This window comes from Rhodococcus sp. WB9, from assembly GCF_007558985.1.
Lineage (GTDB): Bacteria > Actinomycetota > Actinomycetes > Mycobacteriales > Mycobacteriaceae > Rhodococcus_F > Rhodococcus_F opacus.
The window spans coordinates 3,209,963-3,235,889 of sequence record NZ_CP041769.1; the positions used below are offsets into that span (position 1 = coordinate 3,209,963).

Sequence of the window (25,927 nt, forward strand, 5' to 3'; positions counted from 1 at the left end):
CACGTCAGCGACCGGGCAGCGGACGCTCGGGAATCTCCGGCCTCGCCAACGGGTGCCGCACGCGGCGCTTGGCGCCCGCGTAGACGTGGACGGTGTCCTCGGCCACCTTGTGCCAGTCGAAATCCGCGGTGAGACGGTCACGGGCGGCCAACGCGCGCTGCTGGGCGCCTGCCGGGTCGTCGAGGACCTCCCGGACCGCGGACGTGAGCCCGGTGACGTCGCCCGGCTGGAACGACATGCCGGTCTCGCCGTCGACGACCGCTTCACCGAGGCCGCCGGCGGTGGACGCCACGAGCGGGGTGCCGGAGGCGGCGGCTTCGAGTGCGATGATGCCGAACGGCTCGTACCGGCTGGGCAGGACGATGGCGTCGGCGCCGTGCAGCCACCCGAGCAGTTCGATGTGGTCGAGGGTGCCCAGGAAGTTCACCGCGCGTGCCACCCGATGGGTGCGGGCCTGCTGATACAACCAGGTGAACTGGGTGCCCTCGCCGGCGATCGACAATGTCGTCCCGGGGTGGCTGCGGCGGATCCGGGGGAGTGCGGCGATGGCGTCCTGCACGCCCTTCTCGTATTCGAGGCGGCCGACGAACAGTAGTTTCGGCGGTCCGGACCGTGGCGCGCGCTCGCGGAAGCTCCAGGTGGTGAGGTCGATTCCGTTGCGGATCACCGTGATCGGTGGGAGCTGCGGACCGTAGAGTGTGGTCACTTCGTCCTGCATCGACGCGGAACAGGTGATGAGCGCATCGGATTCGTTGGCCAGCCACCATTCCACCGAATGCACCTGCCGGTTGATCCGGCCGGACACCCAGCCGCTGTGCCGTCCGGCCTCGGTGGCGTGGAGTGTGGAAACCAAAGGGACGTCGTAGAATTCGGCCAACGCGATGGCGGGGTGGGCCACGAGCCAGTCGTGTGCGTGCACCACGTCCGGCTGCCAGCCCTCCCCGACACCGGGCTTGTGCAGGGCGACGCCGGCCCGCACCATCGCGTGCCCCATCGCGAGTGTCCACGCCAGCATGTCCTCGCCGAAGACGAAGTGCGCGGGGTCCTCGGCGACGGCGACGACCAGCACGCCGTCTTCGATGTGGGTGACGGTGGGATGGGTGGAGGCGTCGGTGCCCGACGGCCGCCGCGACAACACCACCACTTCGTGTCCGGTCGCCGCGAGTTCGGTGGCCAGGTGGTGGACGTGGCGGCCGAGACCGCCGACCACGACGGGTGGGTACTCCCACGACACGATCAGGATCTTCACGACGCCCCTCCCTCGGTGCCCGTCCGCCGGTGCTCCCTGCCGGGCAGACGCCGCGCGTCGAGCCCGGGGAACAGGCCGTCGGCGCGGTTCCATCCCTCTGCGAGCCGGTTCGCGGCCGCGTCCTTGCCCGCCGACACCGCGGCCGCGATTTCGCGGGTGGCATGTGCGTGCTTGTGTGCCCGGTCGCGGGCATATCCGGCCGCGGAATCCTTACTGACCATGAACGCCCAGTCGCTCGACACCGTCATGAGTGCCTCCCGCAGCATCTGATCGTTCACGCGGTTCCGGAGCGCGGGACGTCCGGGGGCAGCATTGGTGTCGCGGGTCTTGTCCACGGTGTCGAGGGCGGTCGCGACCACCTCGGAGTTGAGTTGCACCAGGTCCGAGACTTGATCGCCGGCCCATACCCGCCAATCCTTGCCGGATCCCCACGACGATTTCTCGAGCTGGACGGGTTCGCCCACGTAACCCTGCCGCCGGGCGTCATCGAGGGTGCCGACCCGGATTCCGGCCTCGGGCAGCGCCCGCAGCACCTTCTCGAGCCACTCGGGGCCCTCGTGCCACCAGTGCCCGAACAGTTCCGTGTCGAACGCGGCGACGACGAGCGCGGGCCGTCCGATGCGCTCCGACTCGTCGCGCAGGCGCCTGCGGACGGTGGCGACGAAGTCGGCCACGTGCCGGTCGACCGCGGCCGTAGCCAGGGCGGGGTCGTATGGCGCCTTGTCGGCCGAGTCGACCGTGCGGCCGGTCACCCGGGCCGGTTTGAGGCCGGTGTCGTGGTCGTACGTGTGGAAGTCGCGGTAGGCGCCGTGCCCGGGGTAGCCCGACTTCGGCGACCACACCCGGTAACTCACCTGCAGGTCGCGTCCGAACGCGACCACGTCGGACTCACGGACCGGTCTGCCGAGCGATGTGTCGCCGCGCAGGGCAGGACCGTCGACCATGAAATGAGTGACACCCGCCTCGGCGTATCCGGTCTCCATGCCGGGGGTGTACCCGCATTCGGGCCCCCAGATACCTGTCGGCGTGCAGTTCCACCGCGCGGCGGCGTCGGCGAGCCCCTCGCTGAGGGAGAAGGCGCGCAACCGCGGGTCGAGCAGCGGCTGGAACGGGTGGGCAAGCGGCCCGCCGAGCAGTTCGAACGCCCCGCGGTCGAGAAGGTCGCGCAGTACCGGTGAGCCGCCGTGCCGCCAGCGCAGTTCGAAGTCGGCGAGTGCGGCGGCGGACGCGCGGTGCTCGCGGGCACCGAGATCGCGGTGCGCGTCGTCGGGCATGCCTGCCGCCTCGTGTGCGCGGATCTGCCAGTTCCCGAGCCAGTGGTGCATCCCAGCCAGACAGTGCGGATCGTCGAGCTGAGCTGCGAGAACGGGGGTGATGCCGAGGGTCAGCAGGTGTGAGCGACCCTCGTCGGACAGCCGCCGCAACATCGCGGTGAGAGGGAGATACGACGCCGCCCACGACTGGTACAGCCACTCCTCGCCCACCGGCCACCGGCCGTGGTTGGCGAGCCAGGGCAGGTGGGAGTGCAGGACCAGGCAGAACATGCCCGGTTCCGTCGCGTCGCCCGCTCCGGTGCGGTTGTCGGATTCGGTCACCGAACAGGATCCTTCACCGCGACGGCCACCAGGTCGAGGCTGTCGTCGATGTGGCCCTCGTGCAAGGCGAAGTCGTCGAGGGTGATGCCCTCGACGTCGCGGGTCAGTTCGTCGGGCCAGGGTTCGCCGGCGAGTGCGCGGTCGATCTGCGCGCCGATGAACGAGCCGCCGTGCTTCGCGTCGAGGGACTTCAGCCGGTCGCCGTGATGGACGCCGGTCATGAGGGCGACCCTGAATCCGGCCTCCTCGAGCAGTTCGGTCAGCTCGGCCGCGTCGAGTTCGCGGGTGTGGAACGGATTGAGGGGCGTGTCGCGGCCCGGCGAGAACGTGATGCGGTTGGGGGTGCTGACGAGCAGTTCCCCGCCGGGCGTCAGCACCCGGAAGCATTCGCGGAGGAACTGGGCCTGGTCCCACAGGTGTTCGATCACCTGGAAATTGACGACGGTGTCGACGGATTCGTCGTCGAGGGGAAGCTCCGCGAGGTTGCCGTGCAGCATCTCGACGCGGGGGTAGCGCGCACGGACGTGTTCGACCGCGGAGATGTCGTAGTCGAGTCCGGTGACGCTCTGTGCCACGTCGGCAATCATGTTGGCGCCGTAGCCTTCTCCGGATCCGGCCTCGAGCACCCGGCGTCCCGTGCAGCGGGGGAGGAGGTCGCGGTAGACGACCTCGTGCCGCCGGAACCAGTAGTTCTCCTCGGGGATCCCGGGCACGGTCCGCTCACCCGTGAGGGGCAGCTGCTCGTCGCCGGTCGATGGCAATTGCTCGTGACCGAGCGGGGGCAATGGTGCGTCCTCGCGGTCGCCGACAAATGATTCGCTCACCGCTGCGAGGTTAGTGCCACCGGCAAGGTCGCTCGTCCAGGTGGTCTACATCACAGGGATGAAATGCGCATTCGGCCGTTATGGTGAACGAGACTTTCACGCAAGTTACCGACCGGTAACTTAACGTGGGGTAATCTGTCGCAGAGCCATCGTGCGACGAAATATCGACAACGAGAGCTCGGCCCACGCGGAGCAACTCACGATAACCACGCAAGAACACACAGGAGGTCGACGAAGACCCATGACGAACATCGTTGTTTTGATCAAGCAGGTCCCCGACACGTGGTCCGAGCGCAAGCTGACCGACGGTGACTACACGCTTGACCGCGAGGCCGCCGATGCAGTGCTCGACGAGATCAACGAGCGCGCCGTCGAAGAAGCGCTCCTGATCAAGGAGGCTCAGGGCGGCGAGGTGACCGTCCTCTCCGCAGGTCCGGACCGTGCCACCGACGCCATCCGCAAGGCCCTGTCCATGGGTGCCGACAAGGCAGTGCACATCAACGACCCGGCCCTCCACGGCTCCGACGCGGTGCAGACCGCGTGGACCCTGGCCGCGGCGCTCGGACAGATCACGTTCGAGAACGAAGAGCCTGCCGACCTGATCATCGCCGGTAACGAGGCCACCGACGGCCGCGTCGGCGCCGTTCCGGCCATCATCGCCGAGTACCTGGGCATCCCGCAGCTCACGCAGCTGCGCAAGCTCACGGTCGCCGACGGCACCGTCACCGGAGAGCGCGAGACCGACGAGGGCGTCTTCGGCCTCGAGGCGAGCCTGCCGGCCATCGTCAGCGTCACCGAGAAGATCAACGAGCCCCGCTTCCCCTCCTTCAAGGGCATCATGGCCGCGAAGAAGAAGGAAGTTCTCGTCTACACGCTGGCCGACCTCGGTGTCGACCCGGAGACCGTCGGTGTCGCCAACGCGGGCACCACCGTCACCGCCTCCACCCCCAAGCCCCCGCGTACCGCTGGTGAGCGCATCGTCGACGAGGGCGACGGCGGCAGCAAGATCGCTGCCTACCTCGTGGGCCAGAAGATCATCTGACCGCGCCCCTCTACAGACCAGCAGACACATACAGGGAGAGTTAGACATGGCAGAAGTACTGGTGCTCGTCGAGCACGCAGAGGGTGCGCTGAAGAAGGTCAGCACCGAACTCATCACCGCCGCTCGCGCGCTCGGTGAGCCGGCCGCAGTGGTCACCGGTCCCGCCGGTACCGCCGACAAGCTGGCCGAGGGCCTCGCCGCCGCAGGCGCGGCCAAGATCTACGTCGCCGAGTCGGACGACATCGACGGCTACCTGGTCACCCCGAAGGTCGACGTGCTCGCGTCGCTCGTCGAGTCGGCCGCGCCGGCTGCGGTCATCACCGCCGCCAGCGTCGAGGGCAAGGAGGTCTCCGGACGTCTTGCTGCCCGCATCGGCTCCGGCCTGCTCGTCGACGTCGTCGACGTGAAGTCCGACGGCAGTGCCGTGCACTCGATCTTCGGTGGCGCGTTCACCGTCGACGCCAAGGCCAACGGCGACGTCCCGGTCATCTCGGTCCGCCCGGGTGCCATCGAGGCGAAGCCCGAAGCCGGCGCAGGCGAGAAGGTCTCCGTCGAGGTCCCGGCCCAGGACGAGGGCGCCGTCAAGATCACCTCGCGTGATCCGATCGTCGGTGGCGACCGCCCCGAGCTCACCGAGGCGACCGTCGTCGTCTCCGGTGGCCGCGGTGTCGGCAGCGCCGACAAGTTCACCGTCGTCGAGGAACTCGCCGACTCGCTGGGTGCCGCTGTCGGTGCCTCGCGTGCCGCGGTCGACTCGGGCTACTACCCGGGACAGTTCCAGGTCGGTCAGACCGGCAAGACGGTCTCCCCGCAGCTGTACATCGCGCTCGGCATCTCCGGTGCCATCCAGCACCGCGCCGGTATGCAGACGTCGAAGACCATCGTCGCCGTGAACAAGGACGAGGAAGCCCCGATCTTCGAGATCGCGGACTACGGCATCGTCGGCGACCTGTTCAACGTCGCTCCGCAGCTCACCGAGGCAGTCAAGGCCCACAAGGGCTGATTCTCGGCCGACGGCGGCCCCGTTCCCTCGCCGGGAGCGGGGCCGCCGTCGTATCTTCCGTCGTTCATCCGGGCTGCATCGACACGACACCCGGGCGATGCCCTCACGCCGCCCCTGCTCGGTAAACCTGCGCCATGACAACTTCGTCAGTTCTCCGCGCACCGAGTGAGACCGCCGATTCTGTTGTAACCGCGCCCCGATACTCCCTGGTCGTCTCGTCCGACCGCGAACACCGCGTTTCCGCCCAGCGGCTGCGCTACCGCGTGTTCGCCTCCGAACCCGGATTCTCCGTCCCCGCGCACGCGGACGCCCTCGACGCCGACCGGTTCGACGACTTCTGTGACCACCTCCTCGTCCGCCACGAGGAGACCGGCGAGTTCGTCGGCTGCTACCGCATGCTCCCGCCCGACGCCGCTGCCCAGGCCGGTGGCTATTACACCGCCACCGAATTCGACATCTCCGCGCTCGACCCCGTCGGCAACCGCATCGTCGAGATGGGCCGGGCGTGCGTCGACCCCGACCACCGCTCCGGTTCGGTGCTGAGCCTGATGTGGGCAGGCATCCTCCACTACCTGCAGCTCACCGGATACGAATGGGTCATGGGATGCGTCTCCGTGCCGATGCGCGAGCATCCGGACGCGGTGGCCGGTTCCAACGTCCGAGGGGTGCGCGACCTGCTGCTCCGCAAGTACGGCAACGACCCGGCCGCGCGGGCCGTGCCCAGGAACCCGGTGCGCGTCGACGGGCGGTCGCTCGACGAGATCGAGCCGCCCGCCCGGCCGACCCTGCCACCGCTGCTCCGGGGCTACCTGCGCCTCGGCGCCAAGGTGTGCGGTGAGCCCGCGCACGATCCGGAGTTCGGTGTCGCCGATTTCGTCGCACTGCAGGGACTGCACGGCGCCAACGAGCGCTACCTCGAACGCCTGCGTTCGGCATCGGCCACTCTCGAGGCGGGAGCACGAGCATGAGCACGGCCGTGTCCGAATCGTCCGAGGCGACCGTGCACTCGTGGATGCCGTCGAGTCCGTGCGGCGCGGGATGTCTGCCCGCGGAGGCGAACGGAGTGTCGATCCCGACCGTGGTCGTTCGCTGGTGCCTCGTCGTGTCGGCACTGGCGACGGCGCCGCTCCTGACCGCGGGATGGCTGCTGCCGCGGTCGTGGCGGACCGGTCTGCAGCGGCGGTACGCAGCGATCCTGTTGCGCTGCGTGGGAATTCGCCTCGTCGTCGTCGATCATCGTGGAAAGCGCCGTCACACCGGCGGGATCCTGGTGGTGGCCGGCCACGTGTCGTGGACCGATGTGCTGGTGCTCAGCGCGCTCGCCCCGGCGAACTTCGTCGCCCGCGGGGATCTGCTGGACTGGCCGGTTCTGGGGTCGCTCGCGCAGCGGATGAGGGTCGTCCCGATCGAGCGGCAGAACCTGCGCGCACTCCCGGACACGGTGGCGACGACGGCGGGCAGGCTGCGCGACGGCGAACGAGTCGTGGCGTTCCCGGAGGGCACCACGTGGTGCGGACGGGCGTACGGCGGTTTCCGGCCTGCGCTGTTCCAGGCGGCGATCGACGCGGAATGCCCGGTCCAGCCGATCTCGCTGCGGTACACCGGCCGGGACGGGGGCCTGACGACCGGGCCGTGCTTCGTCGGCGAGGAGACGATCGGCCAGTCGATCCGGCGCATCATCCGCCAGAAGGGAGTCACCGCGGAGGTCCGGCTGGCGCCGATCGAGTACCCGGGGGACTGCCGCCGCGATCTGGCGACCCGGTGTGAGCGCGCCGCGCGGGGCGACGAATGGATCGATCTCGCAGCGCACGACATCGTCGATCCGCTGCAGGGTGCGGTCGGGACGGCGGCCGTGGGCATCGAGGCGGCGGAGCGTCTCGTCGCCTGAGCTATCCTGGTCACGTCATGACCTCTGCCCGCAGTGCCGATCGCCCCGTCTACCTGGACCACGCAGCCACCACTCCCATGGTGCCCGCTGCCGTCCGGGCCATGACCGATATCTTCACGACCGTGGGCAATGCGTCCTCGCTCCACGGTTCCGGACGCGCCGCCCGCCGTCGCATCGAGGAGGCCCGCGAATCCATCGCCGCCGACCTCGGTGCCAGGCCGTCCGAGGTCATCTTCACCTCCGGCGGCACCGAGAGCGACAATCTCGCGGTCAAGGGCATCTTCTGGGCCCGGCGGGACGCCGACCCCGACCGGGCGCGGATTCTCGCCAGTTCCGTGGAGCACCATGCGGTTCTCGACGCGGTGGAGTGGCTCGAGAAGCACGAGGGTGCCCAGGTCACGTGGCTGCCCGTCGACGAACTGGGCCGGGTGTCCCCGCAGGCGCTGCGCGACGAACTCGCCGTCCACGCGGACGAGACGGCCCTGGTCACGATCATGTGGGCCAACAACGAGGTCGGCACGATCATGCCGATCACCGAACTCGCCGCCGTGGCGGCCGAGTTCGGTGTGCCGATGCACAGCGACGCCGTCCAGGCCGTCACGCACATCCCCGTGGACTTCGCTGCGAGCGGGCTGTCCGCGCTGAGCATCGCCGCGCACAAGGTCGGCGGACCGCAGGGCGTCGGTGCGCTGCTGCTGGGACGGCAGGTGCCGTGTGTGCCGCTGCTGCACGGCGGGGGACACGAGCGCGACCTGCGTTCGGGTACCCCGGACACGGCGGGCGTCGTCGGTATGGCGGCGGCGCTGCGCGACACGACCGCCGACCTCGACTCCCGCGCGACGGAACTGACCGTCCTGCGCGACCGCTTGATCGAGCGCGTCGGCGAGACCGTTCCCGATGCCGTGCTGAACGGGCCGGTGGGCAGCGCGCGGCTGCCGGGCAACGCCCACTTCACCTTCCCCGGCTGCGAGGGCGATTCGCTGCTGATGTTGCTCGACGCCGCCGGGATCGAGTGTTCGACCGGGTCGGCGTGTACCGCGGGAGTCGCTCGTCCGAGCCACGTCCTGACCGCGATGGGCGTGGATTCCGCGACCGCGCGGGGATCGTTGCGCTTCTCGTTCGGGCACACGTCGACGGTCGCGGACGTGGATGCAGTCATCGCGGCACTGCCGCAAGTTGTGGAGCGGGCCCGCGCCGCCGGGCTCGCCGGTGTCGGAGCGCGTGGAGGGGATCGTTGATGCGAGTACTGGCGGCCATGAGTGGCGGTGTGGATTCCGCGGTGGCGGCGGCACGGGCGGTCGCTGCCGGGCACGACGTGGTGGGCGTGCATCTCGCGCTGTCCGCCGAGCCGGGCACGCTGCGGACCGGATCCCGGGGGTGCTGCTCCAAGGAGGACGCCGGTGATGCCCGGCGTGCCGCGGACGTGCTCGGAATCCCGTTCTACGTCTGGGATTTCGCCGACCGCTTCAAGGAAGACGTGATCGACGACTTCGTGGCGTCGTACGCCGCGGGCGAGACCCCCAACCCGTGCCTGCGGTGCAACGAGAAGATCAAGTTCGCGGCGCTCGCGGACCGTGCGATCGCCCTCGGGTTCGACGCGGTGGCCACCGGCCACTACGCGCAACTCGAGAACGGCGTGCTGCGCCGCGCCGTCGACGCGGACAAGGATCAGTCGTACGTGCTCGGTGTGCTCACCGCCGAGCAGTTGTCGCGGGCGATGTTCCCGGTGGGGGACACCCCGAAGGACCAGATCCGGGAGGAGGCCGCCGAACGCGGCCTCGCCGTGGCGAACAAGCCCGACAGCCACGACATCTGCTTCATCCCGTCCGGCGACACCCGCGCATTCCTCGGTGCCCGCATCGGTGTTCGCCCGGGCAGTGTGGTCGACGCCGATTCGGGTGAGGTGCTCGCGGAACACGAAGGCGTGCACGGTTTCACGATCGGCCAGCGGAAGGGCCTCGGCGTCCAGGGTCCCGCAGCCGACGGGCAACCGCGGTACGTGACGTCCATCGAACCCGACACCGGCACCGTCCGCGTCGGTTCCGCACGCGACCTCGAAGTGCACGCGATCACAGCGGACCGCGCCGTGTGGACGTCCGGGAGCACGCCGACCGGGCCACTCGAATGCACCGTCCAGGTCCGGGCCCACGGCGGACTCGCCGACGCCGTCGCCGAAGCGGTCGACGGCGGCATCGCCATCTCCCTTCGGGAGCCGCTCACCGGCGTCGCGAAGGGGCAGGCCGTCGTCCTGTACCGGACCGACCCGGCAGGCGACATCGTGCTGGGCAGCGGAACCATCTCGGGTACCGACGCGCGTCCGAACACGCAGTGACGCAGGGTATCTCACTGGCCGGAGCCGTCACCGGCGTCGGCTCGTGGCCGGGCACGGATCCGCGTGAAGCCGCCACGATCGTTCTCGGTGAACTCGGCCGGCTCCCGCACCTCGTCGAGTTGCCCGCCCGCGGGCTCGGCGCCGACATGATCGGCCGCGCCAGCGCTCTGCTCGTGGATCTGCAGCTGGACGTGTCCACGACGGCCTACCGCGTGGTGCAGCGTCGCGGCTCGGTCGCCAAGCGGGCGACCGACCTTCTGAACCAGGATCTCGACGCGCTCGAGGAGGCGTGGGAGAGTGCGGGCCTCGTCGGCGCCGACCACGTGGTGAAGGTGCAGTCGGTGGGTCCGCTCACGCTGGCGGCCGAGGTGGAACTCGGCACCGGCCGGCGCGTGCTCACCGATCCCGGCGCGGTGCGCGACTTCGCCGAATCGCTGGGCGAGGGGCTCGCGCGGCGCGCCGCGGAAGTCACGCGACGTCTCGGCGCGCAGGTGCTGGTCCAATTCGACGAGCCGGGACTGCCCGCCGTGCTGGCGGGCACACTGTCCGGTCGGTCGCGGCTCGAGACCGTGCGGGCGATGCCGGAACCGGAGGCTCTCGCCGTGCTCGAGGCCGCCCTCGCCGGCTGCGGCGCGGTGACCATGGTGCATTGCTGCTCCGCCGACCTGCCCACCGACCTTCTGCGGCGCAGCAGTGCCCGTGCGGTGGGTCTGGACGTGTCTCAGCTGGCATCCGCGGACCTGGACGGCATCGGCGAGTTGCTCGACGCGGGCAAGGAGCTCGCACTCGGCCTCGTCCCGACCGACGCTCCCGCGGTGCCTGCCACGTGGCGCGACCTGGCCCGACCTGCGGTGACGCTGATCGACCGGCTCGGATTTCCGCGCACGACGCTGCGGACCCAGGTCGCCGTGACTCCCGCCTGCGGACTCGCGGGCGCAAGCGCGTCCTGGAGCCGGGACGCGCTGAAGTTGTGCGCCGAGGTGAGCAGCGCGTTCACCGACGACCCCGAATCGCTCTGAGTCCGGCGTTCGGTGTCGGCCGGACCGGTTAATCTTCGGTAGTGAGTGAATCGACCGAAGCCCCGACACCGGCCCCCGGACACATTCGGGAGCACTGGAACGAGCTGGCCGAGGAAGTGCGGCAGCACCAGTTCCGCTATTACGTCCGCGACGCGCCCATCATCTCCGACGGAGAGTTCGACGTGCTGCTGGGCGAACTGAACGACCTCGAGAACCAGTACCCCGACCTGCGGACGCCCGATTCGCCGACACAACTCGTCGGCGGCGGTTTCGCCACCGACTTCGCCTCCGCCGATCATCTCGAGCGGATGCTGAGTCTCGACAACGTCTTTGCCACCGACGAACTGCGCACCTGGATCAGCCGGGTGGAGCAGGAGACCGGCCCCGACCTGCACTACCTGTGCGAGGTGAAGATCGACGGAGTCGCGCTGAACCTGGTCTACGAGAACGGCCGGCTCGTCCGGGCCGCCACGCGAGGCGACGGCCGAACCGGTGAAGAAGTCACTCTGAACGCGCGAACCATCGACGACATCCCGGAAAAGCTCACCGGGACAGGCGAATACCCGGTCCCCGCGCTCCTCGAGGTGCGCGGCGAGGTGTTCTTCCGGCTCGAGGACTTCGCGGCACTCAACGCGGCGCTCGTCGAGGAAGGCAAGGCGCCGTTCGCGAATCCCCGGAACTCCGCGGCCGGGTCGCTGCGGCAGAAGAATCCGGCCGTCACGGCCCGCAGGCGCCTCGGAATGATCTGCCACGGACTCGGCCGCAGTGAAGGATTCGAGCCGGTCTCCCAGTACGACGCGTACACGGCACTGGCGGCGTGGGGCCTGCCGGTGTCGACTCACATCGCGCGGGTCACGGGCGCTGACGCCGTCGTGGACCGGGTGCAGTACTGGGGCGAGCACCGGCACGACGTGGAGCACGAGATCGACGGTCTGGTGGTCAAGGTCGACGAGACGTCGCTGCAACGCCGGCTCGGGTCCACCTCCCGGGCGCCGCGCTGGGCGATCGCCTACAAGTACCCGCCGGAAGAGGCAACCACCAAGCTCCTCGACATCCGGGTCAACGTCGGTCGCACCGGCCGGGTAACCCCGTTCGCCTACATGGAACCGGTCACGGTCGCCGGCTCCACCGTCTCACTCGCCACCCTGCACAACGGCTCCGAGGTCAAACGCAAGGGCGTGCTCATCGGCGACACGGTCGTGCTGCGCAAGGCCGGTGACGTCATCCCCGAGGTCCTCGGGCCCGTGGTCGACGCCCGGACGGGCGACGAGTACGAGTTCGTGATGCCCACCCACTGCCCGGAGTGCGACACGCCGCTGGCCCCCGCCAAGGAGGGTGACGCGGACATTCGCTGCCCCAACCAGCAGTACTGCCCCGCGCAGCTCCGGGAACGCGTGTTCCACGTCGCGGGCCGCGGCGCGTTCGACATCGAGGTCCTCGGCTACGAGGCCGCAACGAGCCTGCTCGAGGCCAAGGCGATCGGCGACGAGGGAGACCTGTTCTCGCTCACCGAGGACGATCTGCTCAAGACGTCGCTCTTCCGGACCAAGGCCGGCGGGCTGTCGGCCAACGGCCGCCGGCTGCTCGACAATCTCGATTCCGCCAAGGACAAGCCGCTGTGGCGGGTGCTGGTCGCGCTGTCCATCCGTCATGTCGGACCCACGGCGGCGCGTGCGCTGGCCGGTGAATTCGGGTCGCTCGAGCGGATCCGGCAGAGCTCCGTCGAGGAACTCGCCGCTGTGGACGGGGTCGGCGGTACCATCGCCGCGGCCGTCGCCGAGTGGTTCGGTGTCGACTGGCACCAGCAGATCGTGGAGAAGTGGTCCGCGGCCGGGGTTCGCATGGAAGACGAACGCGACGAATCGATTCCGCGCAATCTCGAGGGACTGTCGATCGTCGTCACGGGTTCGCTCGAGACGTTCTCGCGCGACCAGGCGAAGGAGGCGATCCTCGTCCGAGGCGGTAAGGCCGCGGGTTCGGTGTCGAAGAAGACGGCATACGTGGTGGTCGGCGAATCGCCGGGTTCGAAGCACGACAAGGCCGTCGAACTCGGAGTGCCGGTCCTCGACGAGGACGGGTTCCGTCGACTGCTGGAGGGCGGACCGGACGCGGTCGCGGATTCCGGAGTGTGATCGGAACCTCACGCCCGCATTTTGGGCGGCGTGAGCAGTCCTGTCATAGTTCTGGACATGATCGAGATTCGGAATGCGACGCCGGACGAGTACGAGGCCGTCAGTGACCTCACGGTGATCGCCTACGTGGGCGGCGGATTCGTCGAGGCGCACGATCCGTACACGAACCGGTTGCGCGACACCGCCGAGCGGGCGGAGAAGGCGGATGTCCGGGTTGCCGTGATGGAGGGCCGGATCGTCGGTTCCGTCACGATCGCGGAACCGGCTTCCCCGTACGCCGACGTCGCGCAGCCGGGTGAACTCGAATTCCGGATGCTCGCCGTGTCACCCGACGCCCGCGGTTCCGGGGTCGGGTCGGCGCTCGTGCGGCACGTGCTGGACACGGCATACGACCGCGGGGACCGCGCGGTCGTGATGTCCACCCAGCCGGACATGGAAGACGCCCGCCGGATCTACGACCGCAACGGTTTCGTGCCTGTGCCCGAACGGAACTGGGTGCCCGTGCCGGGCGTCGAGCTCACCGTCTTGGTCCGCGAGCTCGTCTGAGGCGACCACCACCGGACCTCCCGGCCCGGGACGGTGGTCAGCTCAGAACCGTCGCGATGATGCCGGCGAGGTAGCCCAGCCGGGCGATCTCGGACGGACGGAACTCCGGGCCGCCGGGGCGGCCGAGCATCAGCACGCGGCCGGTGGTCCCGAGGGGAGCCGCCGCGAGTGTGGTGTTCATGTCACGCCACACCTGCGGCACCCAGTCGCCCTCGCCGTCGAGCGCCGTGGGCTTCTCCAGCGGCATCCACGGGATCTCGGTGGCATGAGTCTCGGGAGCTCCCGAGCTGCCGACCACCCGGTATGCGCCGTGCGGACCGAGGTCGGCGACCACAGACCAGCCGACCCGGAGCACGCGCGGCGCTCCGTCCACGAGGACCTGCAGTCGATCGTCCGCCGCGGTGGCGACCTGGTCGATGAGCTCGAGCTCACGGTGGGTGTCGAGAATTCCGGCGTACGGCCGGATGGAGTCGACGGTGACGCCGGGCAGGTTCTCGGCCGCCGTGATGAGGGTGTCGGGGAGCGATCCCGGCTCGACATCGACCACGAGGTCGTCGATGGCGAATCCGGCACCCCGTTCCACCACGTCGAGCGACAGAATGTCAGCACCCACCGACCCCAGGGCGACGGCGAGAGAGCCGAGGCTACCGGGACGGTCGGGAAGCTGGACGCGAAGCAGATACGACACGTGCGTCCCTTTCACCACGAGATAGACGCGGGAGTACCTGCGACCCCCGTCGCTCACCATCCTTGCACTTTCGTTCCCGAGTATGCGGTCCCCCCTGCGGCTTCGCCGGGGACGGGACGGGGACTCGCAGGTCGCGCTCGATTCGTGACACTGCGGATACGAATTCGCCTCGTCCGCGAAACACGCCAGCCCAAACATAAGTGCATGAACACCACGGAAACGGGAGTGACGACGTCCGTCTCGCGGCGGGTGGCGGCGGGCCGGGAACAGGAATTCCTGCGCTGGACGGACGCCGGGATGGCGATGGCGGGCACGTTCCCGGGGTTCCTCGGCGGGGGTTGGCTGCGCGCGGCGTCCGATCCCGAGCAGTACCACGTGGTGTACCGGTTCGCGGACGAGGACACTCTCGACGCGTGGACGACGTCGCCCGCCAGGAAGGTGTGGGTGGGCCGGGGGACCGGACTCGCACAGGACACGGTCATGCACCGGCTGACCGGGGTGGAGGGCTGGTTCGAACCGCAGTCGACGCTGACGCACGCCGTGCGGGTCACGCCGCCACCGCCGAGGTGGAAGCAGGCGGTCACCATCTGGCTCGGCTTCTTCCCGATCTCACTCCTCATCGCGTTGTTCGTCACCCCTCGGCTCACGGCCCTGGACGTCGTGACCCGCACCCTGGTGGCGTCGGTGGTCACGACTCCGGTGATGGTCTTCGTGGTTCTGCCGTTCCTGACGGGCAGGTTGCGGCGCTGGCTGCACGGCTGATCGGGCCACGCTCTAGGCTGGGACCTACTTGTGTACGTCCGAACCGAAAGGGGCCCCGCGGTGCCTGCCATCTCCCGTGACGAGGTCGCGCACCTCGCGCGGCTGTCTCGACTCGCCCTGACCGATGCCGAGCTCGACGAGTTCGCCGGTCAGCTGGACTCGATTCTCAGCCACGTGAAGGTGGTCACCGAGGTGCCCGCCGAGGATGTTCCGCCGATGGCGAACCCGAACGCGGTCACCAACGTGACCCGTCCCGACGTGATCGTTCCCGGCCTGACTCCCGAGCAGGCGCTGTCCGGCGCACCCGCTGTCGAGCAGAATCGCTTCGCCGTCCCGCAGATCCTTGGAGAGGGCGAATGAGCGCCGAACTGACCACCCTCGACGCCGCAGATCTCGCGTCGAAGATCCACAGCCGTGAGGTGTCGTCCGTCGAGGTCACCCAGGCGCATCTCGACCGCATCGCCGCAGTCGACGGGGAACTGAACGCCTTCCTGCACGTGGCAGGCGAGCAGGCCCTCGTGTCGGCGAAGGAAGTGGACAGCAGCCTCGCCGCGGGCAATGCGCCCGCCTCCCCACTCGCGGGAGTTCCGTTGGCGCTCAAGGACATCTTCACCACCACCGACATGCCCACCACGTGCGCGTCGAAGATTCTCGAAGGCTGGATCGCACCGTACGACGCCACGCTCACGAAGAAACTGCGCGACGCCGGCATCCCGATCCTGGGGAAGACCAACCTCGACGAGTTCGCGATGGGGTCGTCCACCGAGAACTCCGCCTACGGCCCCACCCGCAACCCGTGGGACACCACGCGCATCCCGGGCGGCTCGGGCGGCGGCAGTGCCGCGGCCCTCGCGTCCCGGCAGGCCCCGCTCGCGATCGGCACCGACACCGGCGGCTCGATCCGTCAGCCCGCCGCCGTCACGGCGACGGTCGGCACCAAGCCGACGTACGGCACGGTCTCCCGTTTCGGCCTCGTGGCGTGCGCGTCCTCGCTCGACCAGGGTGGTCCCTGCGGTCGCACGGTCCTCGACACTGCTCTGCTGCACGAGGTCATCGCCGGGCACGACCCGCGCGACTCCACGTCGATCGACGCGCCAGTGCGTCCCGTGGTGGCCGCTGCGCGTGAGGGTGCCGGTGGCAACCTGAAGGGCGTAAAAGTGGGTGTGGTCAAGGAACTGCACTCCGACAGCTACCAGCCCGGGGTCATCTCCTCGTTCGACGCCGCCGTCGCGCAACTCACCGAACTCGGTGCCGAGGTCGTCGAGGTGTCGTGCCCCAACTTCGAATACGCGCTCGCGTCGTACTACTTGATCCTGCCGAGCGAGGTGTCGTCGAATCTCGCGCGCTTCGACGCGATGCGCTATGGACTGCGCATCGACGAGGGCGACATGAGCGCCGACCAGGTGATGGCCGCGACGCGTGCCGCCGGCTTCGGCCCGGAGGTCAAGCGCCGCATCATGATCGGTACCTACGCGCTGTCCTCCGGCTACTACGACGCCTACTACGGTCAGGCGCTCAAGGTGCGGACGCTCATCGCCAGGGACTTCGAGAAGGCCTACGAGAAGGTGGACGTCCTGGTGTCGCCCACCAGCCCGTTCACCCCGTGGAAGCTGGGCGAGAAGGTCGGCGACCCGCTCGCGATGTACCTCTCGGACCTGTGCACGCTGCCGACCAACCTGGCCGGGCACTGCGCGATGTCGGTTCCGTCGGGACTGTCCGCGGACGACGGTCTGCCGGTGGGACTGCAGATCATGGCTCCCGCACTGGCCGACGAGCGGCTGTACCGCGTCGGTGCCGCGTACGAGGCCGCACGCGGTCCGATCGGCTCGCCGAACTAGGAGCAGTCGGGCAGGGCGGTGCCCTGCTCGCTGCCGTAGCGGTGTCCGTGCCCGGGCGCGAAGTTCAGCGCGGACACCAGGTCGACACTCGTCTGCAGGAACGTGATGCCCGGAATCCATTGGGGTACCGGCGCATCGCGTACTGCGAGCGAGAGGTCGGGTCGGCGCACGATCAGGTCGGGGGACCACCACACCACCGGGTCGGACGTGTTCGCCAGCACCGTCGCCCCGTCCGTCAGGACGGAGTCGGCGGGCGGGCCCGCCCACAGTGCGCCGCAGACACGCTCGCGGAGTTGGTCGGCGTCGGTGAAAAGTGCACTGCCGCCGACGGATCCGAGGCTCTGGCCGTAGACGTACAGCGCCGGACGCAGGAGGTCGGGCAGGTCGGCGATCCGCTCGGCGACGGCATCGAACAACGCGGCCGCCGATTCGTCTGCGGCGGAACGTCCGAACACGAACGTGATCCAGCTCGGCAGGTACGAGTACTGCATGCCGACGATGGCGACGTCGTCGGCGAAGCGTTCCTCGAATCCTTCGGCGGCGTTCTCGTCGATCCACCCCGAGCCGGTGGGCACGGTGACGACGATGGCGGACCGGGTGAATCCGCCTGCCCGCTCGAGCTCCGAGACCGCCAGTGCCGCACGCGATTCGACGTCCGGCGCCGAATCCATCCCCACATATGTGCGGATGCCGGCCGACTGCTCGCCCGCCGCCACGAACCGTCGTCCCTGGCGCCCGAGCGACTCCCAGCTGATCGCGGAGTCCGGGCTGCCGGACAGTTCGGCGGACATCGGTCGGTGCAGGGACACGTCGACGAGCGCGTTGGAGTCGCTGTAGGAACGGGACATCATTCCCCACAACGCGGGTCCGGCGACCAGTTGCAACCCGGTCGCGAGAACGACGGCGGTGGTGGCGCTGCCGATCCAGCCGAGATGGCGGGCGACGGTGCCGACGACGTTGCCGATGCCGGCGAACAGCAGGAACGTCAGCGCTGCCCCGATGATCGCCTGCATCCAGTGGTCCGGCCCGATGCCCGGCATGCCCATGGCGGCGCGCAGTGAATCCTGCCAGTGGTCGGCGAGCACGATCGACCAGGTCACGGCGATCATGGCGCCGATCAGGGCCAGCAGACGGACCGAATCCCGGTGAGGGTGGTGGCTGCGTGAACGCGTGACGAGGTGCCACAGTCGACGGACGAGGACGACGAACCCGAAAGCGCATGCGGCGAGGACACCGGTGAACAGAGCCTGCGTCAGCGCACTCCGGGGGAGCAGTGAGGGAGCGAGAGACGCGAGTGTGACGGCGGTGACGACGATCGTGGAGGAGAGGCGGGGGAGGGCGGAGACCGGGTTCGTCGTGACCAGTGTGCGGCGCAGGGCATTCGGCTTCGTTCGCGAGCGACTGTGCACCGTGCTCCGTCCGGGACCGGACAGAGCGGTGATGGTCATGCGACGGCTCCGACCGGATGCGGGCGGCGGCGGATCGACCAGGCCGCGCCGGCGAGGAGCGCGACACCGACACCGCCGGCCAGTACGTACGGGAGCCCGGATTCGGTGACCGGTGCCGAATAGCTTTGGCGCCAGCTGTTTCCGGTGACGAAGGTAGCCGCGACGTTCGCCATGACGAAGCACTGCGCCCGTGCCTGCTCGTCGGCGCGGGTGTCGCACGCCGCGTGCATGCGCTGATCCAGCTGCGCGTCGAGGCTCTGCCGCGCCCAGGGACCCAGGTCCTCGCCGGACCGGGACGCGTACCGCAGAAGGTCGTAACCGAGGTCGTGGGCCTTGCATGACGTGTCGAACTCGAGTGGCAGCGGCACGGGCGACGAGCAGTCTCCGCCGGGATTGGCGAGCATCCCGTCGATCCGTACCGGCGTGTACCCCATCACGGAAGCGAAGTCCGCGGGAACGGAGTCCTCGGAGAGCTCGGCCGGTGCCGTGAGGGTGTGCACCGCGGCGGAGGCGGCGACGTTCTCGTGCCGGGGCGTGCTCGCCGAGCCGGTGCCTGCGAATCCTGTCGTGGTCAGTAGTGCGGTTGCGGCGCATGCCACCGCGGCCCAAGTCGTTCTCCGTGTCCCCGTCTTTCGCATGACGAGAACGTTATGAATTCGTGTTGCGCAGCCACATCACCCCGGAGTCCGGTTCGATCCCTGGTCTCGTGGTGCGAGGGGGCCCCGATCTCATACTCCGGGGCTACGCCGACATGAGCCCGGGGTATGAGGACACTCCGTGACCACGGTTTCTACTGTCGACGGTGTGAAGACGAAGACGCGCATCCGGAGAGCCGCCGAAGGCCAGTGGCTGAACGTGGCAATCGTCGTGGTCACGGCGATTTTGTTCGCCGTGGCGTGGCCGACCCTGCAGCTGACCCACCAGGTCAGTCCCCCCATCCAACCGTTCGTGGCGGCGCTCGCGACGTTCCCGTTCCTGCTCATCCGCTCGAATCCGGCGCTGGCCTGGGCCGTCTCCGCGGTCTCGGCGCTGGTGATTCCGCGTGTCTTCGCACTGCAGGACGGCTACGACTACCCCTGGCAGGTGGTCCACATCCTGGTGATGCTCGCCCTGCTGGCCGCCGTCAGCATGCGGGCCGCGATTCCGGTCGTGGGTGTGGCATGGATCTCCACCGTCCTGCTGTTCCTCGCCGACACCCCGGGCACCAACGGCCGCGGGTGGGCGGTGGGCCTGACCGCGATCGTCGTCTTCGGCCTGCTGATCCGGTGGCTGGTGCTCTCCCGCCGGCAACTCGCGCAGCAGGAGGAGCTGAGTGAGCTCGAGCGCACTCGCCGGACGGTCCTCGAGGAGAAGGCGCGCATCGCCCGGGACCTGCACGACGTCGTCGCGCACCACATGTCGATGGTCGTGGTGCAGGCGCAGAGCGCGCCGTACCGCATCGCCGACATGTCGGACGAGACGCGGGCCGAGTTCGAGTCGATCGGAGCCGCCGGCCGGGCCGCATTGAACGAGGTGCGCGGACTGCTCGGAGTGCTGCGCAGCGACGGCCAGCTGGCCGAGCACGCGCCCCAGCCGGGGGTTCAGCAGATCAGCGAGCTGCTCGAGGGCAGCCGCAGGGCAGGCATTCCCGTCTCCTGGCACGTCGACGGCGACCCGACGCTCGTGTCGGAGTCGGTCGGGCTCGTGATGTACCGCATCCTGCAGGAATCCCTCGCCAACACGGCCCGCCACGCGGCGGGCGCCGCGGTCGAGGTGAAGATCGCGTACGAGTCGCCGATCGCGTCCGTGTCGATCGTCAACGGGCCGCCGAGGCGGAGCCTCGTCTCCGCACTGACCAGGCACGAGTCGACCGGCGGCAACGGCATCATCGGCATGCGTGAGCGGGCGCAGGCAGTCGGGGGCGTACTCACCACCCACCTGCACGACAACGGCGGATTCGACGTCCACGCCGAGTTCCCGGTCGCCTCCGCCTAGGCTGGCTGGGTGGCCATCACCGTATTCATCGCCGACGACCAGGCTATGGTCCGGCAGGGCTTCGGAGCCCTGCTCGCCTCACAGCCCGACATCAGTGTCATCGGCGACGCTCCGGACGGGGCCGTGGCGGTGAGCGAGGTCCGGCGTCTGCGACCCGACGTGGTCCTGATGGACGTCCGCATGCCGGAGATGAACGGACTCGACGCGGCCCGCGTCATCCTGTCGGCCGGTTTCGATCCGCCGGTGCGCGTGCTCATGCTCACGACGTTCGACGTCGACGACTACGTGTACGAGGCGCTGAGCATCGGGGCCAGCGGCTTCATGCTCAAGGACGCGCCCGCGGAGGAACTCATCCGCGCGGTGCGGGTGGTCGCGGACGGCGAGGCGCTTCTCGCGCCGACCGTCACCCGGCGTCTCATCGCTGACGTGACCAGCCGCCGCAGCACGGCGCGCCGCAAACCGGCCGCGCTGTCGGCGCTGACGCCCCGCGAACGCGAGGTACTCGAACTCATCGCCCGCGGCATGTCCAACACCGAGATCGCGGAGCGCCTGTTCGTCGCCGAGCAGACCGTCAAGACGCACGTCGGCAAGGTGCTGTCCAAGCTGGATCTGCGCGACCGCGCACAGGCAGTGGTCCTGGCGTACGAGAGCGGTCTCGTCACGCCGGGCTGAGTGAACCTACCGGTCCGAGGTGCCCGAACACGGTTCGAGCGGCAAGATGGGTGATGAGAACCACCATCACCACACGAGACGACGAGGGGTGCTTGGATGCGGATCGGAATGCTCACCGGAGGCGGAGACTGCCCCGGACTGAATGCGGTGATCAGGGCGGTGGTTCGCACCGCCGCCGGCCGATACGGCAGCTCGGTGGTGGGATTCCGTGACGGCTGGCGCGGCCTGCTCGAGGATCGCAAGGTCGTGCTGTCCAACGACGACCGGATCGATCGAATCCTCACCCGGGGCGGCACCATCCTCGGTACCGCGCGGGTCAACCCCGACAAGTTGAAGGCCGGCCTCGACCAGATCCGGCAGACTCTCGACGACAACGGGATCGACGCGCTCATCCCGATCGGCGGGGAGGGCACGCTCACCGCAGCGAGCTGGCTCGCCGAGAGTGGGGTGCCCGTGATCGGGGTTCCGAAGACGATCGACAACGACATCGACTGCACCGACGTGACGTTCGGTTTCGACACCGCTCTGTCCATCGCGACCGATGCGATCGACCGCCTGCACACCACCGCCGAATCCCACCAGCGGGTGATGCTCGTCGAGGTGATGGGCCGGCATGCGGGCTGGATCGCGTTGCACTCCGGGCTCGCGACCGGTGCGCATCTCACTCTCGTTCCCGAGGTCCCGTTCGACGTCGGCGAAGTCTGCTCCCTCGTGAAGAAGCGATTCCAGCGCGGCGATTCGCATTTCATCTGCGTCGTCGCCGAGGGTGCCACTCCGACCCCGGAGTCGATGAGTCTGCGTGAGGGCGGTATCGACGAGTTCGGTCACAAACGATTCACCGGCGTCGCACAGCAGCTCGGCGACGAGATCGTCCGCCGTATCGGCAAGGAGGTGCGGACGACGGTGCTCGGGCACGTGCAGCGGGGCGGCACCCCGACGCCGTACGACCGGGTGCTCGCCACCCGCTTCGGGGTGCACGCCACCGACGCCGTCCACCGCGGCGACTTCGGAAACATGGTGGCTCTGCACGGCACGTCGATCGACCTCGTGCCCCTCCAGGAGGCGACCCGGCGCCTCAAGACGGTGCCGCGGGAGCGGTACGAGGAGGCGGCCGCATTTTTCGGCTGACCGCGTTTTTCGGCGAACCGCCGGACGCATAAACTCTGTGGCATGACTGCTGTCGACGCTCCGGACCTCCTCGACTACGACGAAGTGCTCGCCAAGTACGAGCCTGTTCTCGGCATGGAGGTGCACGTCGAGCTCGGCACCGAAACGAAGATGTTCTGCCCGTGCCCCACCGAGTTCGGCGCCGAGCCGAACACGCAGGTGTGCCCGGTGTGCCTCGGTCTGCCCGGGTCGCTGCCCGTCGTGAACGAGGCTGCGGTCGAGTCCGCGATCCGGATCGGACTGGCACTGAACTGTTCGATCACACCGTGGGGCCGATTCGCGCGGAAGAACTACTTCTACCCGGATCAGCCGAAGAACTACCAGATCTCCCAGTACGACGAGCCGATCGCCACCGACGGCTACCTCGACGTCGTCCTCGACGACGGCACCACGTGGCGCGTGGAGATCGAGCGTGCGCACATGGAAGAGGACACCGGAAAGTCGCTGCACGTCGGCGGTGCGACCGGGCGCATCCACGGCGCCAGCCACTCGCTGCTCGACTACAACCGCGCCGGGGTCCCGCTCGTCGAGATCGTCACCAAGACCATCAGCGGCGCCGGTGCCCGCGCCCCCGAGGTGGCCCGCGCGTACGTCACCGCGCTCCGCGACCTGCTGAAGTCGCTGAACGTCTCCGACGTCCGCATGGACCAGGGTTCGATGCGCTGCGACGCCAACGTGTCGCTGATGCCGATCGGGGCGACCGAACTCGGCACCCGTACCGAGACGAAGAACGTCAACTCCCTCAAGAGCGTCGAGGTGGCGGTCCGGTACGAGATGCGCCGACAGGCCGCGGTGCTGGAGGCCGGTGGTGAGGTGATCCAGGAGACCCGGCACTTCCAGGAGGCCGACGGGACCACGTCACCGGGCCGCCGCAAGGAAACCGCCGAGGACTACCGCTACTTCCCGGAGCCCGATCTCGAGCCGGTCGCGCCCAGCGCGGAATGGATCGAGGAGCTGCGTGGCACCCTGCCCGAGCTGCCGTGGGTCCGCCGCGCCCGGATCCAGGCCGACTGGGGTGTCTCCGACGAGGTCATGCGCGACCTCGTCAACGCGGGGGCCCTCGACCTCGTCATCGCCACCGTCGAGGCCGGCGCCTCCCCGGAGGCCGCACGGTCCTGGTGGGTGTCGTACCTGGCGCAGCAGGCGAACAGCCGCGGCGTGGAACTCGCCGAGCTGCCGATCACGCCGGCTCAGGTCGCGCAGGTGGTCGCGCTGATCGACAGCGGGAAGCTCAACAACAAGGTGGCCCGCCAGGTGGTCGACCACGTCCTCGAGGGTGAGGGCGACCCCGAGCAGGTCGTCGCGAACCATCCCGAGCTGGTCGTCGAACGCGACGACACGAAGCTGAAGGCGGCCGTCGACGAGGCTCTGGCCGCGAACCCCGACATCGCCGAGAAGATTCGCGGCGGCAAGGTCGCGGCCGCGGGCAAGATCGTCGGCGACGTGATGAAGGCCACGCGCGGTCAGGCCGACCCGGCCCGCGTCAAGGAACTGGTCATCGAGGCCTGCGGCTGAACCCCTTCTGCACCAACGGGACGTTCGTTCGGATCAACCGAACGAGCGTCCCGTTCGTTTCGACGGGGGTGGGCCGTCAGTCGAATCCGCCGCCACCGGACGGCAGGGGCATCTTGATCACGCGGTCGTCGTTGGGTCCGGGCTGACCGCCGGTCTTGTTGACCGTGCTCACCCAGATGAGACCGTCGGGTCCGAGTGCGGCGCCGCCGAGTTGGCCGTACCGGTCCTGGACGATGACACCGGGGGCGGTGGTGACGGCTCCCGTGCCGGGGTCGGCAGCGAGTGCGGACATCGCCTTCGCGGTGCTCAGTGACACCGCTACGACGTCACCGGCGGCGACGCAGCCGCCGACGCCGGGCCGCTCCGGCCACGTCCACACCGGAGACGACACCGCTCCGTCGGCGCTGACCCGCAGCAGCCGATCCTCCAGCGGGGTGCGGTCGGTGACCCACACGGCGACACCCGGGTCGACGCACACCCCTCCGGCGGTCCCGATGCCCGACAGCACCACCTGAGGGCGGGGCTGCGCCGGAGTCGGTGCGGGCGACAGGGCGGTGACCTTCAGCAGTTTCCCGGCGAGGGACGCCGGATCGGCGGCCGCGGCGGCGTTGCCCGCGTTGCCGGTCAGGACCATCAGTTCGTCGCCCGAGAATTCGAGCGAACCCGCATTGCCCGCGTCGCCGCGCGGAATCCCGCCGAGAACCTCCTTGGCGGAGTCTCCCGGTGCGATCCGCACCACCCGGTTGTCGGTCGGGGTCGTAACGTACGCGAAGATGAGGTTGTCCTCGACGAAACTCGGCGACAGCGCGATGTCGAGGAGTCCACCGTCGGTGGTGCCGTCGACGTCGACGTGCGCGATCTCCTTGGGGGTCTGCCCCTGGGCGACCTGCAGGATGCGTCCGGTCCGCCGCTCCGCGACCAGGGCGGTGGCCCCGTCGGGGAGGACGACGAGTCCGCCGGTGGTGTCGAGACAGGTGGCGATCACGCTGGGGTCCGGATCCTGGCACGGTCCGAGCGGCCCGCTCGGCGGTGGGGTGGTGGTCGTGGACGGCGGCGGATTCTCCGGCTCCACCTCGGCGCCCGACGCACCCGTCGGCTCGGGTGTGAAGGGTGAGGCCGCGGAGTCGTCGAATTTCGCGCACCCGGCGGCGAGGACCGCCGTCACGCACAGCGCGGACATCGCCATCTTGCGGGACGCCGTGCGGCGCCGCCCACCCACCATCATGATGGAGACGTTACGGAAGAGTGCGAGGTCGCCGCCACGCCGGTTCCGCCTACGAGAGATGTCCGGCCGATCGACCTAGGCTTGACGGTGTGACTGACATGCGGAAAGACCCCAGCGAGTCGTCGGACCAGGGTGCTGCGGACCAGAGCGCCTCACCCGGCTACGGCAAGGTCTCGAGCCCTTACGACCTTCCCACCGAGCGCTTTCCGTCGGCCACGCCGACGTCCGGCTCCAGGGGGCAGGGCCTGCCGCACACCGACGACGAACTCGACTACGGCGACGCGCGCGGCGCGGGCCTCCCCACCGAGCAGATCCCCGCGTACCGGCAGTCGGGGGCGTCCGGCACGCCGGACCAGCCGACGCAGGTGATCGGCGCGGGTTCCGGCGCGTCCCTCGGGGCCACGGCGGGCGATCCGTCGACCGACCGGATCGGCGAGGGCGACGTGAAGATCGGCCGCGGCACCCTGGACCTCGGACTGCTGGCCCTGCGACTCGCGGTCGGCGGAACGGCACTCGTGCACGGGCTGCAGAAGCTGACGGGGATGTGGAACGGTCCGGGACTCGACGGGTTCGAAGAGATGCTCGTGAACTCGGGGTTCCAGCAGGCGAAACTGCTCGCGATCCTGGGTGCCATCGGTGAGGTCGCGGGCGGGGCGCTGCTGATCCTCGGTCTCGTCACCCCGCTGGCCGCCGCCTCAGTGCTGGCCGTGATGATCAATGCGTGGGCGTTCCGGCAGATCGCGGAACCGGGGCTCGAGTACTTTGCGCCCGCAGGCACCGAGTACGAGACGCTGCTGGGTGTGTGCGCCGGCGTGATCATTCTCACCGGGCCGGGACGTATCTCGCTCGACGGCCGTCGCGGCTGGGCGACGCGCCCGTTCATCGGGTCGTTCGCGGCACTTATCCTGGGCATCGGCGCCGGTGTGTGCGTGTGGATCTTCCTGAACGGCGCCAACCCGCTCATCTGATCGCCTCGTACATTCCACGGCTGCGCCGCACCCCCGGATC

At 69.3% G+C, this 25,927-nt stretch carries 24 protein-coding genes; 17 read left to right on the forward strand and 7 right to left on the reverse strand.

From position 1 onward, the window contains the following. Nucleotides 1-4: 4 nt before the first annotated feature. From FND50_RS14835 to FND50_RS14845, 3 genes are read right to left on the reverse strand one after another with little or no spacing between them, the layout of a single operon-like run. The gene (locus tag FND50_RS14835) at nt 5-1,249 is read right to left on the reverse strand and encodes a glycosyltransferase family 4 protein (protein WP_144286222.1); all 1,245 of its coding nucleotides are present in this window, start codon (nt 1,247-1,249) and stop codon (nt 5-7) included. Then, on the reverse strand, nt 1,246-2,844 hold the full coding sequence (locus FND50_RS14840; RefSeq protein WP_186301287.1) for a glycoside hydrolase family 57 protein: 1,599 nt from the start codon (nt 2,842-2,844) through the stop codon (nt 1,246-1,248). The genes FND50_RS14835 and FND50_RS14840 overlap by 4 nt, the downstream gene beginning before the upstream one ends. Next, the gene (locus FND50_RS14845; protein WP_144286223.1) at nt 2,841-3,668 is read right to left on the reverse strand and encodes a bifunctional 2-polyprenyl-6-hydroxyphenol methylase/3-demethylubiquinol 3-O-methyltransferase UbiG; all 828 of its coding nucleotides are present in this window, start codon (nt 3,666-3,668) and stop codon (nt 2,841-2,843) included. Before FND50_RS14845 ends, FND50_RS14840 begins: the two co-directional genes overlap by 4 nt. Before the next feature lie 241 nt (nt 3,669-3,909). Between FND50_RS14845 and FND50_RS14850 the strand changes: the two genes are divergently transcribed. The 9 genes from FND50_RS14850 (at nt 3,910) to FND50_RS14890 (ending at nt 13,630) form a co-directional block, all read left to right on the forward strand. Continuing rightward, nucleotides 3,910-4,710 carry an electron transfer flavoprotein subunit beta/FixA family protein gene (locus FND50_RS14850; protein ID WP_005259535.1) on the forward strand — a complete coding sequence of 267 codons (801 nt, stop codon included), beginning with the start codon at nt 3,910-3,912 and terminating at the stop codon, nt 4,708-4,710. 46 nt (nt 4,711-4,756) lie between these two features. Then, nucleotides 4,757-5,713, forward strand: coding sequence for an electron transfer flavoprotein subunit alpha/FixB family protein (locus tag FND50_RS14855; RefSeq protein WP_144286224.1), 957 nt, complete (start codon nt 4,757-4,759; stop codon nt 5,711-5,713). Nucleotides 5,714-5,847: 134 nt separating this feature from the next. Further along, complete coding sequence (locus FND50_RS14860; RefSeq protein WP_054246646.1) at nt 5,848-6,681, forward strand: GNAT family N-acetyltransferase; 834 nt, start codon at nt 5,848-5,850, stop codon at nt 6,679-6,681. Next, complete coding sequence (locus FND50_RS14865; protein ID WP_144286225.1) at nt 6,678-7,601, forward strand: 1-acyl-sn-glycerol-3-phosphate acyltransferase; 924 nt, start codon at nt 6,678-6,680, stop codon at nt 7,599-7,601. The genes FND50_RS14860 and FND50_RS14865 overlap by 4 nt, the downstream gene beginning before the upstream one ends. 17 nt (nt 7,602-7,618) lie before the next feature. Further along, a complete protein-coding gene (locus FND50_RS14870; RefSeq protein ID WP_144286226.1) occupies nt 7,619-8,839 on the forward strand; it encodes a cysteine desulfurase family protein in 1,221 nt (406 codons plus the stop codon). After that, a complete protein-coding gene (gene mnmA / locus FND50_RS14875) occupies nt 8,839-9,933 on the forward strand; it encodes a tRNA 2-thiouridine(34) synthase MnmA (RefSeq protein WP_144286227.1) in 1,095 nt (364 codons plus the stop codon). Before FND50_RS14870 ends, mnmA begins: the two co-directional genes overlap by 1 nt. After that, nucleotides 9,930-10,952, forward strand: coding sequence for a methionine synthase (locus FND50_RS14880; RefSeq protein ID WP_144286228.1), 1,023 nt, complete (start codon nt 9,930-9,932; stop codon nt 10,950-10,952). Before mnmA ends, FND50_RS14880 begins: the two co-directional genes overlap by 4 nt. 41 nt (nt 10,953-10,993) lie before the next feature. Further along, a complete protein-coding gene (gene ligA / locus FND50_RS14885; protein ID WP_144286229.1) occupies nt 10,994-13,084 on the forward strand; it encodes an NAD-dependent DNA ligase LigA in 2,091 nt (696 codons plus the stop codon). A 57-nt stretch (nt 13,085-13,141) separates the two neighbouring features. Then, the gene (locus FND50_RS14890) at nt 13,142-13,630 is read left to right on the forward strand and encodes a GNAT family N-acetyltransferase (RefSeq protein WP_005259518.1); all 489 of its coding nucleotides are present in this window, start codon (nt 13,142-13,144) and stop codon (nt 13,628-13,630) included. A 37-nt stretch (nt 13,631-13,667) separates the two neighbouring features. Here FND50_RS14890 and FND50_RS14895 read toward each other — a convergent pair whose 3' ends face one another. Continuing rightward, the gene (locus FND50_RS14895) at nt 13,668-14,318 is read right to left on the reverse strand and encodes an amino acid-binding protein (RefSeq protein WP_025432327.1); all 651 of its coding nucleotides are present in this window, start codon (nt 14,316-14,318) and stop codon (nt 13,668-13,670) included. 204 nt (nt 14,319-14,522) lie between these two features. Between FND50_RS14895 and FND50_RS14900 the strand changes: the two genes are divergently transcribed. From FND50_RS14900 to gatA, 3 genes are read left to right on the forward strand one after another with little or no spacing between them, the layout of a single operon-like run. Beyond that, nucleotides 14,523-15,080 (forward strand): antibiotic biosynthesis monooxygenase, encoded by a 558-nt coding sequence (locus FND50_RS14900; protein WP_144286230.1) that lies wholly within the window; start codon nt 14,523-14,525, stop codon nt 15,078-15,080. Between the two features lie 60 nt (nt 15,081-15,140). Next, on the forward strand, nt 15,141-15,440 hold the full coding sequence (gatC, locus tag FND50_RS14905) for an Asp-tRNA(Asn)/Glu-tRNA(Gln) amidotransferase subunit GatC (RefSeq protein ID WP_005259514.1): 300 nt from the start codon (nt 15,141-15,143) through the stop codon (nt 15,438-15,440). After that, entirely contained in the window at nt 15,437-16,918 is a 1,482-nt protein-coding gene (gene gatA / locus FND50_RS14910; protein ID WP_005259511.1) for an Asp-tRNA(Asn)/Glu-tRNA(Gln) amidotransferase subunit GatA, read from the forward strand. Before gatC ends, gatA begins: the two co-directional genes overlap by 4 nt. On the opposite strand, the gene FND50_RS14915 is transcribed toward gatA, so the two are convergent. Together FND50_RS14915 and FND50_RS14920 are read right to left on the reverse strand one after the other, a co-directional pair. Then, the gene (locus tag FND50_RS14915; RefSeq protein ID WP_144286231.1) at nt 16,915-18,366 is read right to left on the reverse strand and encodes an alpha/beta-hydrolase family protein; all 1,452 of its coding nucleotides are present in this window, start codon (nt 18,364-18,366) and stop codon (nt 16,915-16,917) included. The two genes, gatA and FND50_RS14915, sit on opposite strands and share 4 nt — an antisense overlap. Further along, entirely contained in the window at nt 18,363-19,004 is a 642-nt protein-coding gene (locus FND50_RS14920) for a hypothetical protein (protein WP_144286232.1), read from the reverse strand. Before FND50_RS14920 ends, FND50_RS14915 begins: the two co-directional genes overlap by 4 nt. Before the next feature lie 139 nt (nt 19,005-19,143). Between FND50_RS14920 and FND50_RS14925 the strand changes: the two genes are divergently transcribed. The 4 genes from FND50_RS14925 to gatB all read left to right on the forward strand — a co-directional run bounded on the left by FND50_RS14925 (nt 19,144) and on the right by gatB (nt 23,694). Then, nucleotides 19,144-20,340: a sensor histidine kinase gene (locus tag FND50_RS14925; protein WP_144286233.1), complete on the forward strand. Its 1,197-nt coding sequence runs from the start codon at nt 19,144-19,146 to the stop codon at nt 20,338-20,340. A gap of 9 nt (nt 20,341-20,349) precedes the next feature. Beyond that, on the forward strand, nt 20,350-21,012 hold the full coding sequence (locus FND50_RS14930; protein WP_005240363.1) for a response regulator transcription factor: 663 nt from the start codon (nt 20,350-20,352) through the stop codon (nt 21,010-21,012). A gap of 96 nt (nt 21,013-21,108) precedes the next feature. Further along, a complete protein-coding gene (locus FND50_RS14935) occupies nt 21,109-22,140 on the forward strand; it encodes an ATP-dependent 6-phosphofructokinase (protein ID WP_005240365.1) in 1,032 nt (343 codons plus the stop codon). Between the two features lie 42 nt (nt 22,141-22,182). Next, complete coding sequence (gene gatB / locus FND50_RS14940; RefSeq protein WP_144286234.1) at nt 22,183-23,694, forward strand: Asp-tRNA(Asn)/Glu-tRNA(Gln) amidotransferase subunit GatB; 1,512 nt, start codon at nt 22,183-22,185, stop codon at nt 23,692-23,694. A 76-nt stretch (nt 23,695-23,770) separates the two neighbouring features. On the opposite strand, the gene FND50_RS14945 is transcribed toward gatB, so the two are convergent. Next, a complete protein-coding gene (locus tag FND50_RS14945; RefSeq protein WP_144286235.1) occupies nt 23,771-24,919 on the reverse strand; it encodes a sorbosone dehydrogenase family protein in 1,149 nt (382 codons plus the stop codon). A 98-nt stretch (nt 24,920-25,017) separates the two neighbouring features. Here FND50_RS14945 and FND50_RS14950 point away from each other — a divergent pair, with 98 nt between their 5' ends. Next, nucleotides 25,018-25,887 carry a DoxX family protein gene (locus tag FND50_RS14950; protein ID WP_144289060.1) on the forward strand — a complete coding sequence of 290 codons (870 nt, stop codon included), beginning with the start codon at nt 25,018-25,020 and terminating at the stop codon, nt 25,885-25,887. The last annotated feature ends 40 nt before the right edge of the window (nt 25,888-25,927 follow it).